Raw genomic sequence first — 14854 nt, forward strand, 5'->3', positions numbered from 1 at the left:
GAAGGGTGGTAGTGGCAGGGCCACCCTTCGCGCCGAGGCACGTTGTACGTTCGAGAGGTGAACGACAACGAGTTGGGCACCTTCCTGCGTACCCGCCGCGAAGCCCTCACCCCGGCCGAGGCGGGCCTGCCCGCGGGCTTTCGCCGTCGCACGCCGGGGCTGCGCCGCGCCGAGCTCGCCACCCTCGCCGGCATCAGCGTCGAATACCTCACCCGGCTCGAACAGGGACGGGACCGCAACCCCTCACCCAAGGTCCTCGCCGCCCTCGGCGACATCCTCCAGCTGTCGACGGCGGACCGTGTGCTGTTGCACCGGTTGGTCAGGGAACACGGCGAGGACAAAGACCTGTGCCAGGCGGTCACCGCACCGCCGGAGCGCACGGTGCGCCCCACCTTGCGGGCGCTCCTGGAGAGTCTGGAGCCCGCGCCGGCCGTCCTGATCAACCGGATGGGAGACATCGTGGCCTGGACCCAGGGCTACGAGCGGTATGCCCGTCCACTCGGCCTGCTCGACGGCGACCCTCCCAACATGGTGCGGTACCTGTTCACCGACGACCGGTCCCGCGCCGTGTTCCCCGGCTGGGACCGGCTGGCCGACGAGCAGGTCGCCCATCTGCGCAACGAGTCCTCGCTTCACGACCCACACGTCGCCGTCCTGGCCGACGAGCTGACGGCAGCGGCGGGGGCGCCGTTCAGCGACCGTCTCGCCGCTGTTCCGGCCCTGCCCTCCCGTTTTGGGCTTGAGGTGGTCGAGCATCCCGAGGCAGGTCGCCTGCGTCTGTCGTTCGAGACGCTCATGCTGGCGGACGAGGGCCGTCGCCTGGTGGTGCACATGCCGGCCGACCAGGCCACGGCCACCGCGCTGGACCGTCTCAACGGCCGCAGGCCGGGGGCACTGCGGGCAGTGAGCGGCTGACCTTCGCCGGGGGACATAGCGCTCTCGCCGCTGCCGCCTGGCCCGCACCCGTGCGGATCTGCGCAGTCACGGCCATCAGGGTGCGGAGGAGGGTGCCGGATCGGCGTGTGACCGGTCGAATGCTTTCCACCTCCGGCAGACCACGGTCCGACTACGCGTACGGTCGGCCCGATCCGTCAGCGGCCCTACCCGCCGCCCGCCGGCAGAAGCCGACGGCAGTCGTCCGTACGAGCCTGGGGACTTCGTTGCGCACGCGGACAGGCGGATCACTCAGTTGCCATCAGAGACACTCCAACCAGCGGTAGCACCACAGCTGTTGCACTGGAGAACTTTAATGGCTGGTGTTACGGCGGTTGGGAGTCGAGGCCGGTCTTGGCCATGAGGCCCTCGAGGAGCCCGGGTCGGTACTGCATCCGTTTCAGCCGTGCTTTGACCAGAGTGGTGAGCTGGTCGAGGCTGTGTTTGGTGAGGTTGGCCAGTGACCTCTTCAGGTGCGACCACGCCCTCGACCGGGTTGAGCTCGGGAGCGTACGGCGGCAGCTGGTAGACGGTCAGCCATAATCGGGCGACGATCAGCTCCTGCATGGTGCGGCTGACGTGCGTGAGAGGCTCGGTGCCCGTCGGCACCGCGTCAGCTCTACTGCCTGAGGTCGATCGTGCGGACCGGCTGCCCTGTCGTGCGAGCGATGGTTTCGAAGTCGCGGTCGTAGTGGAGCAGAGTGAGTCCCGCTTCTTCCGCGGCTGCGGCCACCAGGAGGTCGACGGGGCCCGCGCTGCGGTGTTCGCCTTTGGCAGTGAGCTGCTCCTGGACCACGCGGGAGCGGCGGTAGATGCCGTCCGGCATAGGGCACCCCACGTAGTGGGCGTCGAGTGCCGCCTTCAGTCGCGCGCGGTCCGCGGCCGAGCGGGCGGAGTAGAGGACCTCGAGTTCCGTGATGTCGCAGATCGCGACGAGGCCGACGCTGATCCTGTCGTCCCACTCAGTCGTGTTCTGGCCGAGTAGGACGCGGGCGAGGGCGGAGGTGTCGATGAGGTAGTCGGCGACGGTCACGGCCGGTACTGGTTCTTGTCCAGGAGAATGTCGATGTCCAGGGCTCCGTCGGTCACCAGTTGCCGGGCGTCTTCAAGTGCGCGCAGGCGCCGGTAGCGGGCGGTGACCTCGCGCAGGGCGGTGTTGATGGTGTCGCGCTTGGTGGTGGTGCCGAGTTCCTTGGCGGCTTCTTCCAGTGCCTCGTCGTCGAGGTCGATCACGGTGCGGCTCAAGGTGGCCTCCTCATGCACACTGCGGCGTATATCAATATACGTGATCGATTGTATATTGATGGGTTCGCGCACCCCCGGGTGGTCTGCTTCTCAGCTCTGTGGCCTGGCGGCGAGCGCATCAGAAGAGGGGTGTGCGCCAGGGACTTCCCGGTGGGCTCCTTTCAGCGTTCGAACTTCCAGGTGAGGCGGGAGGTCGTCACTTTCAGCATCGTGATCCGGATGTCGACGGCGGTGCCGTCAGTGTGCTTGCGGCTACAGGTGAGAACGGTTCCGGCGACCGCCTTCAAAGACAGTCGGACAGGCTGAGCGAGGGGGTCGAGGTGGTGCCGGAGACAGGGTGCGTGTCCAGCCCGCCCAGGCCGAGCACCGTGGCCGCGCCGCAGGCGACGCCGACGAGGAACTTGTTGTCCGGCATGACGTACTCCTGGACGTGTGCCTTCAGGGGCCCCGGATCACTGTCGTGGATCCGGCTCACCGCCTTGCCTGCGGTGTCGTCCGCCGATCTGCAGGTCGCGTACGGCACAGGCTTCAGCCTCTGGTGCCCCGCTGTCGTTTTTGCGGCCGGCCTGGTCGCCGTACTGCCCCGCTCCCGAATCGACCGCCCCAGCCACGCGGTTGGCCACACTGGAACTCGGCCAGGCCGCGCGTAGACGTTTGACCTGTGACCACTGCCATAGGGGCTCTGCCTCAGCACCCGGGGGAGAGCCTCCGCACGTTGGAAGGGGAGTCCGCTGCGGGTGGTTGGAGATCCCCTCCCGAGCTGGGGCGCTGGTCTTCGTTCCCGGCCGGACCAAGCTCCGCCCTGGCCCCGCGCCCGCAGGGACGCTCCCGCGTGATCACGGAGGCGTCGTGCTACCGGACGTCGGCTCATGCACTTGGGGGCGATCTACCTGCCCTTGAGTCGCGGCGCGTTGGAAAGGGAATCCGCTGCGCATGGTTTCGAGACCTCTCCTCGGCTGGGGAGAGGGTCCGTGGGTTCGAGTCCCCCCGCCCCACCACTCGCCAGGCGAGGAGAAACCTTCTGACCAGGTGATTTCCTGGTCAGAGCGAGAGCCTGAGGGGCCTGGCGGCCCCGTGGTGATCATGATTTCTTGAGATTGACGGTCGCGCTCGATGTTGGTGATGTATCCTGGATGCATACATCGTGGACATTGGAGGGGTGCGATGTCCGTCACGCAGATTGATCTCGACGACGAGGCACTGGCCGAGGCCATGCGGCTCATGGGTGCCACGACGAAGAAGGAGACCGTCAACGCGGCCCTTCGGGACTACGTAGCGCGGATCAGGAGGCTTGAGGCCGCGGAGAAGCTGGCCGCGCGAGGTGAGCGCGGCGAGTTTGAGCAGGCCGCAGCGGCGCATGAAGCCGAGAAGCGTGCGCGGCGCGAGGCCTTCGAGTGATCACGTATCTGGTCGACACCTCGGCTCTGTGGCATCTGTTCCGTACTCCAGGTGCGCTGCGCCCCTGGGAGGGACACGTCGCCGCCGGGGTGTTCCACCTCTGTGAGCCGACACGAGCCGAATTCCTCTACTCGGCGACCAGCCCGTCTCACCGAGATGAGCTGGCCGAGGAACTGGACGCGCTCTGTCCGCTCTCTCTGGTTCCGAAGAACGCCTGGCGGTGGGTCGACACCGCCCAGTACAAACTGACCCAGAGCGGCCAGCATCGGGCGGCGGGAGCGATCGACCTGTTGGTGTGTGCGACAGCTGTACACCATGGGCACACCGTCCTCCACGTGGACAATGACTTCGCGACGGTGGCCGGAGTCCTCAAGGAGGTTCAGCAGCGAGACGCTCGAGCCTGATCTGCGGAGGCAGAACACGTCTGTCGGCTTCTGACTTCGGTGATCGATGTCTCCGGGGTGCATCACTGCGACCTATCCCCGCATACGCGGAGACGGCTCCGTCATCAAGATGTACTCGCGGATGCTCGCACGCGGGGACAGGTCGTGCGCTGATCGTTTGAGGCCCCCGGAGGGGCTCGCTCTCCCCTGCCTTTGAGTCGCTGTAGGTGTTTGTAGGCACCTCTTTGGGCCCCACCGCAGGGATCAGGAGTGGCTCCACGGAGTAAGAAGTTGATCTGGCCCCACTCGGCGGTCAGGGAGCCGTGAAAGGCTCGACCGGATGGGCTGTGTGGCGGCACGTGAGCTTCTTCGAAGCCAAGCGTTCTGCTGTCGGCCAATACTGTCGCGGCTCCGGTGACATGGGCGACAGGATCGTCACATGCAGCCGATCTTCGTTCTCGTGCACAGTCCGTCCGTTGGCCCCTCGACCTGGCGCCCCGTGGCCGAACACCTGACGGCGGTGGGATATCAGGTACAGGTGCCGTCCCTGGTGCACATCGGCGCCGGTGCTCCGCCGTTCTGGCCCCGCATCGTCAGTGCCGTCCGCGACGACCTCCGGCAGGTCCCGGCTGGCAGCCCCGTCACGTTGGTGGCACACAGCAATGCAGGCTTGTTTCTCCCGGCGATCCGCTCGGGCCTTGACCATCCGGTGACCAGCTCGATCTTCGTCGATGCCGCGCTGCCGGCTCTGACCGGACCGACCTCTGTCGCCTCACCCGAGTTGCTGGAGTTCCTCGGGCCGATGGCTGTGAACGGCAGGTTGCCGCGCTGGACCGACTGGTGGGACGAGGCAGATGTCGCACCGATGTTCTCCGATCCGACGATGCGACAGAAAGTCATTGAGGAGCAGCCCACCCTGCCGCTGTCCTACTACGAGCAGCACATCCCGGTCCCCGACGGCTGGGATGACCATCCCTGCTCCTACTTGCTGTTCGGCCCTCCGTATGACGGCCTTGCCGCCGAAGCGCGCGAACGCGGCTGGCGTGTGGCACACCTGCCCGGCGCACACCTCCATCAGATCGTCGATCCTGCCGGCACAGCCCGGCACCTCGTCGAACTCGCCACCACGACGTGATCCACTTCCGATACACGCCCTACTGACAGGCTGCGTGAGCGGGCCGACAGGCAGGTCCGCGACGTGCCCTCTTTGAAGTGAATGCACTGCTCCGTCCACCCGGCGACGGCAGGGTTTGTGCGTCGATCACGGTCATGTCGGAGGCCGTGTTACTTGATCACGGTCCTGTCGGGAGGCCGGGATGGGGTTGTCGCGGGCGGAGCTGTTCGCTGCGATCCGGCGGGACAAGTGTCTCGATCCGGAGATGTCTCAGCGGGCACTCGAGGAGAAGTACGGAGTGCACCGCCGGACGGTGCGGCAGGAACTGACCTCTGCGGTCCCGCCGCCGAGAAAGAAGCCGGCGCCGAGGGCCACGGTCCTGGATCCGGCCAAGGGCTGGATCGACGCGATGCTGCGGGAGGATGCGACCGCGCCGCGCAAGCAGAGGTACACCGCCCGCAGGATCCATCAGCGTCTTGCTCAGGAGTACGGCTTCGACCAGGCGTCGTACTCCACGGTCTGCCACTACGTCCTGGCCAGACGCCCGCAGATCGAGGCGGAGGTGCTGGAGGGCCGTCGGCATCTGACGGGCATGGTTCCGCAGGTCCATCTGCCTGGCGAGGAAGCCGAGGTGGACTTCGCCGATGTGTGGGTCCGCCTGGCGGGCGAGGTCGTCAAGTGCCATCTGTTCACGCTGCGGCTGTCCTATTCGGGCAAGGCCGTCCACCGTGTCCACGCCTCGCAGGCCCAAGAGTCCTTCATGGAAGGACACGTGGAGGCGTTCAACGTCCTGGGCGGAGTCCCGACGAGGCACATCCGTTACGACAACCTGAAACCTGCGGGCAACCGCATCTGCACCGGTCGCAGCCGGGTGGAATCCGAGCGGTGGCTGGCCTTCCGCGCCCACTACGGCTTCGACGCCTTTTGCCTGCATCCCTGGCCAGGACGGCGCTCATGAGAAGGGCGGGGTCGAGCACGAGGGCGGCCGCTTCCGCCGCACGCACCTGGTCCCGGTTCCCGAGGTCGCCACGCTGGAGGAGCTGAACGACTGGCTCGCCGAGATTGACGCGGCCGAGGACGAACGGATCCTCGCGGGCAGGCTGACCACGGTCGGCTTCAGCTTCGTCGCCGAGGCTGGCGAGATGGGGCCGCTGCCATTCGAGGAGTTCGAGTGCGGCATCACGCTGACGCCGAGGGTCGACCGCAGCAGCCGGATCACGGTGAGGCAGTGCCACTACTCGGTGCCGGCCCGCTTCATCGGACAGAACGTGTGGGTCCTGCTGCGAGGCAACGAACTGCTCGTCTTCGAACGGCGTGAGGCCGTCGCCCGTCATCCGCGGCTGACCCGGCGAGGCGACTACCGGGACGAACTCGACCACTACTTGGAGATCTTGCTGGTCAAGCCCGGAGCGATGGCCGGAGCGACCGCGCTGGTCACCGCCCGGCAGAACGGTTCGTTCACCGAGGTCCACGAAGCGTTCTGGGCCGCGGCCCGGGCCGCCCACGGGGACGCTGCTGGGACTCGGGCGCTGATCGAGGTTCTGCTGCTGCACCGGCGGATGCCCGCGGCCGCCGTCGAGCAGGGCATGGCCGCCGCGATCAGGGCGGGCGCCACCAGCGCCGACGTGGTCGCCGTCGAGGCCCGCAGGGCAGCCGCGCAGACCCCGCCCCCGGACGCGGATCTGGACGACGCCGACGAGCCGCCGCCCTGGGCGGAGCCCAGCGGCGTGGTCTCGCTGACGGCCCGCCGGGCCCAGCTGCCCGAGGTCAAGGGGCCGCGCGAACAGAGACGCAGCAGGGCTGCCGCGCCGATCAGTCCGTCCTCGTCGAGTCCGCGCTCTTGCCGGTCGCGAGGGCTCAGTCCGCGTCGGCCACGATGGAGCCGACACGTTCGGCCAGGGTCGGGTCGCGTCGGACCAGGAGGGCCGCGTAGCCGACGGCGGCGAGCAGGGCGGCGACCGCCACGTAGGGGAACCAGTTGTAAGGCGCGGGCTGGCCCGGCTTGGCGAGGTAGTAGAGCGGGACCAGGATGGCCACCGTGCCGAGCGCGGGCAGCACCAGATGGCGGACCACCCGGAACTCCTGCGGCCGGTACCTGCGGTAGTACAGCGGCAGGGCGATGTTGGACGCGAGGTAGACCAGCAGGATCAGGATGGCGCCGAGGGTCGATGACTCGGTGAAGAAGACCACCGGGTTCATCGAGTCGCCGGAGGACCCCAGCAGGTGGCCCAGGGCCCAACCGCCGATGATCAGCAGCGCGGTGGCGGTGAAGGTGATGATCGCCTTGTTCGGTGTGCGGCGGATGGGGTGCACATAACCGAAGAAGGAGGGGAGCAGCCCCTCGCGTCCGGCGTTGAACACCAGGCGGGCCTGGGAGTTGATGCCCGCGATCAGCACGCCGAGGGTGGAGGTCAGACCGCCGAGGTAGGCGAGGAACGCCAGCACGCCGAGGGTGTGGTGGGCCACCTCGATGAACGGGATCCGGGAGGCGCCGAGTCTGGTCACGTCGTAGCCGAAGCCGGTCACCGTGGCGTAGGCGAAGAGGATGTAACTCACCGTCATGATCGTGACGGAGGAGAACACCGCGCGGCCGACGTTGTGCCGCGGATTCTCCGTCTCCTCGGCGAGGGCCGCCGAGTTCTCCCAGCCGATGAACAGGTACACCGCCAGCGGGAAGCCGGCCGCCAGCCCCTTGAAGCCGTCGCTGATGTGGCTGGGCAGGAACGGGGCGAAGGACAGCTCGCCGCGGTGTTCCACCAGCGCGGCGACCGAGACCACGACCAGCACCAGCATCTCCGCGCCGAAGAAGTAGCCGGCCCACTTGGTGGAGACCACCACCCCGCGCAGCATCAGCGCCACGGCCAGTCCGGTGAGCAGCAGCGTCCAGATGATCCACGGCAGGTCCACGCCGGTGTAGTGGTGCAGGGTGATCTGCACGAACCCGCCGGAGATCGAGATGACGCCGGCCATCGCGATGATGTAGCCGAGCGCCGCCAGCAGCGCCGTGGTCACCGCGCTGACCGGCCCGAAGGTCTTGCCGACGAAGGTGATGAAGCTGCCCGCCGAGGGGTGCGCCCGGGAGAACTCCGCCAGCGTGTTGCCGAGGAGCGCCACCGCGATGCCCGCGGCCAGGATGGTCAGCGGTGACGCCACGCCCGCGGTGGTGGCCAGGAAGGCGAAACCGAAGAAGAAGCTCATGGCCGGGCCGACATTGGCCATCGTGGCGGCGGCGATGTCCGCCATGCCGAGGACGCCGCCGCGCAGCCGCTGCGGCGCGCCGCCGACGGGACCCGGCAGGGACAGCGGGCCGGCTCCGGGGTTGGGCATGGCGGCAACTCCTCGTGCGGTGTGGCGGCGTGATGGATGCGCGGGTTCTCGACGGCCGGGCCGGCACGGACCGGGTGTCAGCGGTGCCGGGAACGGTGGTGTGCCTTCACCGCCTGCACGGCCGGATCGGTCGCACCCCGCCCGAGTTCGGCGAGCAGTTCGGCGTGGCAGCGGTTCTGCGCCCGTACGACCGCGGGTTCCGGTGCGGGCAGCAGCAGGCACAGCCGGCCGAGCAGATCGGCGGCGAACTCGCGGATTCCGGCGCCGCCGAGCGCCACCGCGAGGTCCAGGTGGAATCGGGTCTCCAGCTCGGCCAGGCGCGCCGGGTCGTCGGTCTGTTCCATCTCCTCGACCAGCACCCGAAGCCCGTCCAGCCGTTCGGCCGGGACCTCTCCCGAGCTGTGTGCCACGAGGCCGCATTCGAGCAGGAGCTGGAAGGCGTCCAGCGAAGCCGCCTCCTCGGGGTCGTGGATCAGGGCTACGACGGTGTCCCAGTCCTGCGCGACGAAGGTTCCGCCCGCCCTTCCGCGCCGGCGGTCGAGCAGGCCGTCCTGGCACATGCCCTCCAGCGCGCGGCGCACGGTGATCTCGCCGATTCCCAGCTCCTCGGCGAGGACCCCGGCGTCCGGCAGCCGGTCTCCAGGCTGCACGGATCGCAGGCGTACCCGCAGTGCGATTCGTGACCGGACGAGATCGGATCCGCTCTGACCCCCGCCGGGCAGGGCGCGGGCGTGTCCCACGCCGGTGACCGATGTCGTCTGGGCCGGGCCTGGCGGGTGGTAAGGCCCGAACTTGCCCGCTGCATTCGCCACGCCGCCACCCTAACTGCCCGCTGATCGCGGTCGCGGCGCACGACGGCCGTCGTGCGGTGCGCAGGGTCGGCGCCGAGGGCGAGCTCGCGCTCGGTGAGGGGGAAGGTCCGCCGGTGGTTCCCGCGACGACGCCACTGTGTGATGCATGGGGACTCCCGAGGAGGTTCCGAATCAGCCCGGAACAGCCGGGGCACGACATGGCGCGGCACGGTACGGGCGTCGCGACGGGAGGAGCGGGTCGCGATGCAGGAAAAATTAGAGCAAGGTGAACAGTTAAACAAGCCCCTGCCGTGACGGGTCCGGAAGGCGGGGAACGAGGCGTGGGTGGCGGCTGGCTCGTCATGGCCCCGACCAGGGGATTTACGCCCCGGCGGGCGCGTCACCGGGGTCCGCCGACGGGGCGCGAGGGGGCGGTTGCGAGGCATGCGCGCCCCGGGGAGGCGGCGCGCTGGCGCCATGGGGTGGACGACTGGACCCCTTGTTTTATTCGATCGTCCTGAACTATTTTCCTGAACGCCACCGGTCCGACCGGTCCAGCAGGCACCGGACCCGGAGGCCACGGTCCACCATGCCCTCCCACCGACCGTGATCGCCACCCGCACTGTTACCCGGCACCCCCGCACCCCCCGCCCGGCGGCATCCATGCGGCCACCCCGCCCGATCCCGCCGGAACCTTCCCTCGTCCCCACCTGCTTCCTGGATGTCGAGATGACAACACAAGCCCCTCGTCCCGCCCCTGATCCGGTGACCACCACCGAGAGCGCCTCAGAAGGATCCGGCCTGCAAGCCGGGCTGAAGAACCGTCACCTGTCGATGATCGCGATCGGTGGTGTCATCGGTGCCGGTCTGTTCGTCGGCTCCGGATCCGGCATCGCCGCCGCCGGTCCCGGCATCCTGATCTCCTACCTGCTCGTCGGCACCCTCGTCGTCCTCGTCATGCGGATGCTCGGCGAGATGGCCGCGGCCAACCCCTCCTCCGGCTCGTTCTCCGCCTACGCGGACCGTGCGCTGGGCCGCTGGGCCGGCTTCACCATCGGCTGGCTGTACTGGTTCTTCTGGGTCGTGGTGCTCGCCGTCGAGGCGACCGCCGGCGCCAAGATCCTGGCCGGGTGGATCCCTGCGGTCCCGCAGTGGGGCTGGGCCCTGCTCGTCATGGTCGTCCTCACCGCCACCAACCTCGTCTCCGTCAGCTCCTACGGCGAGTTCGAGTTCTGGTTCGCCGGCATCAAGGTCGTCGCCATCGCCGCGTTCATCGTGATCGGCGGACTCGCGATCTTCGGCCTGCTGCCCGGCTCGGATCACCCGGCATCCGGCTTCTCCAACCTGACCGAACACGGCGGGTTCCTGCCCAACGGGCCGGGGGCGATCCTCACCGGCATCCTGATGGTGGTCTTCTCCTTCATGGGCAGCGAGATCGTCACCCTGGCCGCCGGCGAGACCGAGAACCCGCGGGCCGCGGTCACCAAGGCCACCAACAGCGTGATCTGGCGGATCGCGGTGTTCTATCTGGGCTCGATCCTCGTCGTGGTGTCGCTGCTGCGCTGGGACGACCCGGCGATCCTCGAGGACGGCTCGTACGTCGCCGCGCTGAACTCCGTCGGCATCCCGCACGCCGGCGAGATCATGAACGCCATCGTGCTCACCTCCGTGCTGTCCTGTCTCAACTCCGGCCTCTACACCGCGTCCCGGATGGCGTTCTCGCTCGGCCGACGCAGCGACGCCCCGGCCGCCTTCGCCCGCACCACCGGACGCGGAGTCCCGCGGGCGGCGATCCTGGCCTCGGTGGTCTTCGGCTTCGTCGCCGTCGCCTTCAACTACCTCTGGCCGGACACGGTCTTCCAGTTCCTGCTCAACTCCTCCGGTGCGATCGCCCTCTTCGTCTGGCTGGTGATCTGCTTCTCCCAGCTGCGGATGCGCAAGATCATCCAGCGGGAGTCGCCGGACAGGCTGGTCGTCAGGATGTGGCTGTACCCGTACCTGACCTGGGCCACCATCGCGATGATCACGTTCGTCCTGGTCTACATGCTGACCGACACCGCCGACGGCGGCGGCCGCGACCAGGTCGTCCTGTCCACCCTGGTGGCCGGGGCCGTGGTGGCCTTCGCGCTGGTCCGCGAGCGGCTGGCTCGCAACGCCCGGCAGGACAAGGTCATCCCTTCGTAACAGCCGGGGCGGCCCGTTGCACGGCCGCCCCGACCCGCCGGTGACGCGGCCCTCCCGCCGCGTCACCGGCTTCTCGACTGCACCAGTCATGCCGGGCCGGTACGTCCCGCGGGGGCGGACCAGTTACTCCAGTCGTACCGCGGGCGGGATGGTCGTCGCGTGGCTCGGATGTGCGTGTGCTGGCACGTGGTCTCCGATTCCGCAGGCCGGCGAGCATCCCGTGCTACTCCGTGCCGCTGTGGGCTGCTGTCGCCGAACCCCGACACAGGTGCACACGCCTGACCTGCAAGAACGCCATGAATCGGCGCGGATCGGCACGGATCGGCAAGGGTCGCCAAGATCCCGAATGGACTCATGATCCGTCGGCCGTGGGTTCGAGTCCCACCCGCTCCACTTCTGCAGGTCTCTGACCTGCTGAAACGTTCATTTTGTCCTGTTGGGTCGGCGACTTGGCCTGAGCGGACTGAATCCGCTGCTCGTGAGTTCGGCCTCGTTGCCGGTGTCGGTGGTGCGAGCGTCCCTGGCCTGCGCGGATGTTCCAGTTCGCAGCGTTTGAACCAGCGGTACATGGCTTCTGCGCAGCTGGTCGGTGTGGGTGGGAAACGGCCTGTACTGAAAACGCAGCCGCGTACCCCCGCCAGGACGGCCGACCTCCGCCGTGTCGGGTGTGTAAGCCGCGCGAGGGCGGATACTTGCACAGGCATGAGCAGCTATCCGGACGACAACGTGGGCAACCGGGCCGCCTTACCGCCCGCAAGCACACGCCGCGATGGGGCGATGGCCGGAACGCGAGGCGTGGGAGCCGTTCCCCTGCAGCCCAGACGGGACGGCGACGGGGGTCTGGCCCATGTCGTGGAGACCCTGCTGGACAAAGGACTGGTCCTCAACGCCGACATCATGGTGTCGGTGGCGGGGGTGGAACTGCTCGGCATCCGTCTGCGCGCCGCCCTGGCCTCGTTCGAGACGGCCGCTCACTACGGGCTGGAGTTCCCCTCCGGTACGGACACGGAGACGGCCGCCTGGCGGCAGGCGCGGGTGGCGAAGGAGACATGCCCCCAGTGCGACAAACGTGCTCCCGTCGAGCAACTGCTGCAGGAGTACTGCCCTTGGTGCGGTTGGCGCAGTGCCCAGGCCCGCCTGACGGAGCAAGCCCTGGCGGGTCCCGTCCCTCTCGACGGCCCCGCCGCCGGTGGCGACCGCGCGAACGTGGAGGCTGGGGACGAGGCGGCCCGGCGTGACCGTTGAGCCATCGCCCCTGCGTCCGACGCGTGACCCCCGGGTGACACTGGACGACCTGGTGGAGGTCCTGCTGAACAAGGGCGCGGTCCTGCACCTGGACCTCATTGTCGCCGTGTCGGACGTCCCGTTGATCGGGGTCAGCCTCCGGGCGGCCGTCGCAGGCATGGAGACCATGCTCGAGTACGGCATGATGCGGAACTGGGACGAGGCGACCCGGGCCTGGGCCGAACGGTCCGCCGCACGCCGCACGATCGACCTGTGGGACGGCGAGAGAGTCATCAGCCGCATGAGCGGCGGACACCTGCTGACAGAGGGGCCGAACCGCACCTGGCGGCCCGGCATCGTCTGGCTGACCGACCAGCGTCTGGCCGTGGTGCGGGACGAGCCTCGGGAAGTCCTGTGGGAGAGCGATCTCGGCGTGGTCCGGGGTGTCCGACTCGCCCCGGAGCCCACGGTGGGCGGCGAGGAACGCCTGCGGGTGCGGGTGGCGCTGGCCGACGGTACGGAGGAACTGCTGTCGGCCCAGGACCCCGAGCGGCTGCACGACCATCTCACCGACGCGTGCGCGGGCCGTTTGGACGACGCGCTCTGGCACACGTCGCCGGCTGTCGAGGAGCGGCCGCTGGCGGAGGGGCGGCTGTGGTTCCACGAGCCGCGCCGCGGCGGCCCGTTGTGGCGCTGTGGGCAGGGACGGCTCACCGGTGAGGCCCTGACCTGGAAGTCGCCCATGGATTCCCGGCCCGCCCTGGTCGTACCCACCGCGGAGATCACCGGTGTGCGCCGTACGGCGAACGGGACCAGCCCCGCCGGGGACGGCGAAGTGCTCGTCCTGCGTGCCATGGGGCGGGGCGAAGTGCTGCTGGCCGCCGGGGACTCGGTGCCTTGGACGCAGGCGTTGACGCAGGCGCTGACCACGGTGGGGTCCATGCCACCGGCCGCATGACCGTACGGCGAACCGTGACACAGAAAGGTGGGCAGTCATGCCCCTGACCGTCGACGAGAAAAGCCTCAAGCACGGCGTGCTGTCTCTGGTGGTCACGCTGGTGGAGGTCATCCAGGAGGCGCTCGAACGCCAGGCTCTGCGCCGTATCAACGGAGGCGACCTGACGTTGGAGGAGAGCGAGCGCCTGGCCGACGCGCTGCTGGAACTGGATGAGGCGATGGACCAGATCAAGGACGACCACGGCATCACTTCCTCCGTCGCGGACCTGCACCGGGGCCTGGACGAGGTGGTCGACGACGTGGTCGACAAACTCGTCAACCCTCGGCGCTGGGCCGAGGAGGCCGACGCATGACCGGGGAACACGCCCTGTACGTGTACGCCTTGCTCCGTCCAGGGACAGCAACCACCTGTGAGGTCACCGGTCTCGACGGGTGTCCCACACGGCTCGTACACGCCCCGGGCACAGGCATCGCGGCCTTGGTGCACGATGCCCCCGCCACCCCGTACCAGGGCAGTGACGACCAGGTCCGCCGCTGGGTGAGGCAGCAGAGCGAGGTCGTCACCACCGTGTGGGAACGAACCGGCAGTGTCCTGCCCATGACCTTCAATGTCCTGGTGGCCGATGAGCCGTCCCCGGCGGGCGGGTCCGCAGGCGGGCGGAAGGCGGCCGAGCGACTGACGGAATGGATCGCCGAACGGGCAGCCGAGATCGACGAACAGCTACGCACACTGGCTGACCGGTGCGAACTGCGTGTGGAGATAGCCCTGGACCGCAGAGCCCTCGGCGCCACACCGGCCTCGCACACGGATGCGGCCTCGACGCAGCGCTCGGCGGGAATGCGCCGGCTCCTCGCCAAACAGGAGGAACAGACCGCCAGGCAGACGGCCGAGCGGCTGGCCGACGAGGTGCACGCGGAAATCCGCGGCAAACTGCTCGCCATCGCGGAAGACCTGCGTGACCGCGGACGCACCCGGCAATCCCCGGACGAGACACACGTGCTGTCAGCAGCCCTCCTCACCCGGCAGGAGAACATCGACACCGTGGGTGGAGTCCTGAGCGAACTCCAGGCACGCCAACCCGCCGTGCGTATCCGTTTTCTGGGCCCCTGGCCTCCGTATTCCTTCACCGAACTGCCGGATCCCCCGACACCCGCAGCCCTGCTCGCGGGGCAGCCGTCGGCCGGCGCACGCTCTGATCCGCCGTGATCAACGAATCCCGGCCGGATCGACGCCACGCCGGAGGTGCATGAACCGGGCCGGGTCATCCCGGCCTCGCCGTGCGCGCGGTCGCGGTCGG

16 protein-coding genes and 2 pseudogenes are annotated in these 14854 nt (G+C 68.7%); 11 read left to right on the forward strand and 7 right to left on the reverse strand.

The window, feature by feature from the left end:
* Window positions 1-57: 57 nt before the first annotated feature.
* Window positions 58-915, forward strand: coding sequence for a helix-turn-helix domain-containing protein (locus ACZ52C_RS00570; RefSeq protein ID WP_469072710.1), 858 nt, complete (start codon window positions 58-60; stop codon window positions 913-915).
* 344 nt (window positions 916-1259) lie between these two features.
* On the opposite strand, the pseudogene ACZ52C_RS00575 reads toward ACZ52C_RS00570, so the two are convergent.
* The 4 genes and pseudogenes from ACZ52C_RS00575 to ACZ52C_RS00590 all read right to left on the reverse strand — a co-directional run.
* Window positions 1260-1518: pseudogene (locus ACZ52C_RS00575) on the reverse strand (transposase); the annotation flags it as partial.
* 34 nt (window positions 1519-1552) lie between these two features.
* Window positions 1553-1966, reverse strand: coding sequence for a PIN domain-containing protein (locus tag ACZ52C_RS00580; protein WP_469072711.1), 414 nt, complete (start codon window positions 1964-1966; stop codon window positions 1553-1555).
* Window positions 1963-2178, reverse strand: a complete 216-nt coding sequence (locus ACZ52C_RS00585) for a type II toxin-antitoxin system VapB family antitoxin (RefSeq protein ID WP_020115394.1) — start codon at window positions 2176-2178, stop codon at window positions 1963-1965. The genes ACZ52C_RS00580 and ACZ52C_RS00585 overlap by 4 nt, the downstream gene beginning before the upstream one ends.
* Before the next feature lie 283 nt (window positions 2179-2461).
* Window positions 2462-2701, reverse strand: coding sequence for a hypothetical protein (locus ACZ52C_RS00590; protein WP_469072712.1), 240 nt, complete (start codon window positions 2699-2701; stop codon window positions 2462-2464).
* A gap of 641 nt (window positions 2702-3342) precedes the next feature.
* Here ACZ52C_RS00590 and ACZ52C_RS00595 point away from each other — a divergent pair.
* From ACZ52C_RS00595 to ACZ52C_RS00615, 5 genes and pseudogenes are all read left to right on the forward strand, one after another.
* A complete protein-coding gene (locus ACZ52C_RS00595) occupies window positions 3343-3576 on the forward strand; it encodes a type II toxin-antitoxin system VapB family antitoxin (protein WP_033530157.1) in 234 nt (77 codons plus the stop codon).
* Window positions 3573-3980, forward strand: coding sequence for a PIN domain-containing protein (locus ACZ52C_RS00600; protein WP_469072713.1), 408 nt, complete (start codon window positions 3573-3575; stop codon window positions 3978-3980). The genes ACZ52C_RS00595 and ACZ52C_RS00600 overlap by 4 nt, the downstream gene beginning before the upstream one ends.
* A gap of 418 nt (window positions 3981-4398) precedes the next feature.
* Entirely contained in the window at window positions 4399-5094 is a 696-nt protein-coding gene (locus ACZ52C_RS00605) for an alpha/beta fold hydrolase (protein ID WP_469072714.1), read from the forward strand.
* A 244-nt stretch (window positions 5095-5338) separates the two neighbouring features.
* Complete coding sequence (istA, locus tag ACZ52C_RS00610) at window positions 5339-6031, forward strand: IS21 family transposase (protein ID WP_469072715.1); 693 nt, start codon at window positions 5339-5341, stop codon at window positions 6029-6031.
* Window positions 6032-6215: 184 nt separating this feature from the next.
* Window positions 6216-6419: pseudogene (locus ACZ52C_RS00615) on the forward strand (Mu transposase domain-containing protein); the annotation flags it as partial.
* Window positions 6420-6451: 32 nt separating this feature from the next.
* On the opposite strand, the gene ACZ52C_RS00620 reads toward ACZ52C_RS00615, so the two are convergent.
* The 3 genes from ACZ52C_RS00620 to ACZ52C_RS00630 form a co-directional block, all read right to left on the reverse strand.
* Window positions 6452-6844, reverse strand: a complete 393-nt coding sequence (locus ACZ52C_RS00620) for a hypothetical protein (protein WP_469072716.1) — start codon at window positions 6842-6844, stop codon at window positions 6452-6454.
* Between the two features lie 86 nt (window positions 6845-6930).
* The gene (locus ACZ52C_RS00625; protein WP_469072717.1) at window positions 6931-8400 is read right to left on the reverse strand and encodes an APC family permease; all 1470 of its coding nucleotides are present in this window, start codon (window positions 8398-8400) and stop codon (window positions 6931-6933) included.
* Between the two features lie 77 nt (window positions 8401-8477).
* Window positions 8478-9212, reverse strand: coding sequence for a FadR/GntR family transcriptional regulator (locus ACZ52C_RS00630; protein WP_469072718.1), 735 nt, complete (start codon window positions 9210-9212; stop codon window positions 8478-8480).
* Window positions 9213-9920: 708 nt separating this feature from the next.
* Between ACZ52C_RS00630 and ACZ52C_RS00635 the strand changes: the two genes are divergently transcribed.
* The 5 genes from ACZ52C_RS00635 (at window position 9921) to ACZ52C_RS00655 (ending at window position 14763) form a co-directional block, all read left to right on the forward strand.
* Window positions 9921-11375 carry an amino acid permease gene (locus ACZ52C_RS00635; protein WP_469072719.1) on the forward strand — a complete coding sequence of 485 codons (1455 nt, stop codon included), beginning with the start codon at window positions 9921-9923 and terminating at the stop codon, window positions 11373-11375.
* Window positions 11376-12152: 777 nt separating this feature from the next.
* Window positions 12153-12620: a gas vesicle protein gene (locus ACZ52C_RS00640; protein ID WP_469072720.1), complete on the forward strand. Its 468-nt coding sequence runs from the start codon at window positions 12153-12155 to the stop codon at window positions 12618-12620.
* Entirely contained in the window at window positions 12610-13557 is a 948-nt protein-coding gene (locus ACZ52C_RS00645; RefSeq protein ID WP_469072721.1) for a gas vesicle protein, read from the forward strand. Before ACZ52C_RS00640 ends, ACZ52C_RS00645 begins: the two co-directional genes overlap by 11 nt.
* A gap of 37 nt (window positions 13558-13594) precedes the next feature.
* Entirely contained in the window at window positions 13595-13909 is a 315-nt protein-coding gene (locus ACZ52C_RS00650; protein WP_045557382.1) for a gas vesicle protein K, read from the forward strand.
* Window positions 13906-14763 carry a GvpL/GvpF family gas vesicle protein gene (locus tag ACZ52C_RS00655; protein WP_469072722.1) on the forward strand — a complete coding sequence of 286 codons (858 nt, stop codon included), beginning with the start codon at window positions 13906-13908 and terminating at the stop codon, window positions 14761-14763. Before ACZ52C_RS00650 ends, ACZ52C_RS00655 begins: the two co-directional genes overlap by 4 nt.
* Window positions 14764-14854: the final 91 nt, after the last annotated feature.

It is taken from the genome of Streptomyces sp. NPDC034049 (assembly GCF_055575575.1).

Excerpts from the sequence above, each read along its gene's own strand:
- istA (WP_469072715.1), top strand. The coding sequence starts at position 5,339 with ATGTCTCAGCGGGCACTCGAGGAGAAGTACGGAGTGCACCGCCGGACG.
- ACZ52C_RS00605 (WP_469072714.1), top strand. The coding sequence starts at position 4,399 with ATGCAGCCGATCTTCGTTCTCGTGCACAGTCCGTCCGTTGGCCCCTCG.
- ACZ52C_RS00650 (WP_045557382.1), top strand. The coding sequence starts at position 13,595 with ATGCCCCTGACCGTCGACGAGAAAAGCCTCAAGCACGGCGTGCTGTCT.
- ACZ52C_RS00625 (WP_469072717.1), bottom strand. The coding sequence starts at position 8,400 with ATGCCCAACCCCGGAGCCGGCCCGCTGTCCCTGCCGGGTCCCGTCGGC.
- ACZ52C_RS00635 (WP_469072719.1), top strand. The coding sequence starts at position 9,921 with ATGACAACACAAGCCCCTCGTCCCGCCCCTGATCCGGTGACCACCACC.
- ACZ52C_RS00595 (WP_033530157.1), top strand. The coding sequence starts at position 3,343 with ATGTCCGTCACGCAGATTGATCTCGACGACGAGGCACTGGCCGAGGCC.
- ACZ52C_RS00655 (WP_469072722.1), top strand. The coding sequence starts at position 13,906 with ATGACCGGGGAACACGCCCTGTACGTGTACGCCTTGCTCCGTCCAGGG.
- ACZ52C_RS00640 (WP_469072720.1), top strand. The coding sequence starts at position 12,153 with ATGGCCGGAACGCGAGGCGTGGGAGCCGTTCCCCTGCAGCCCAGACGG.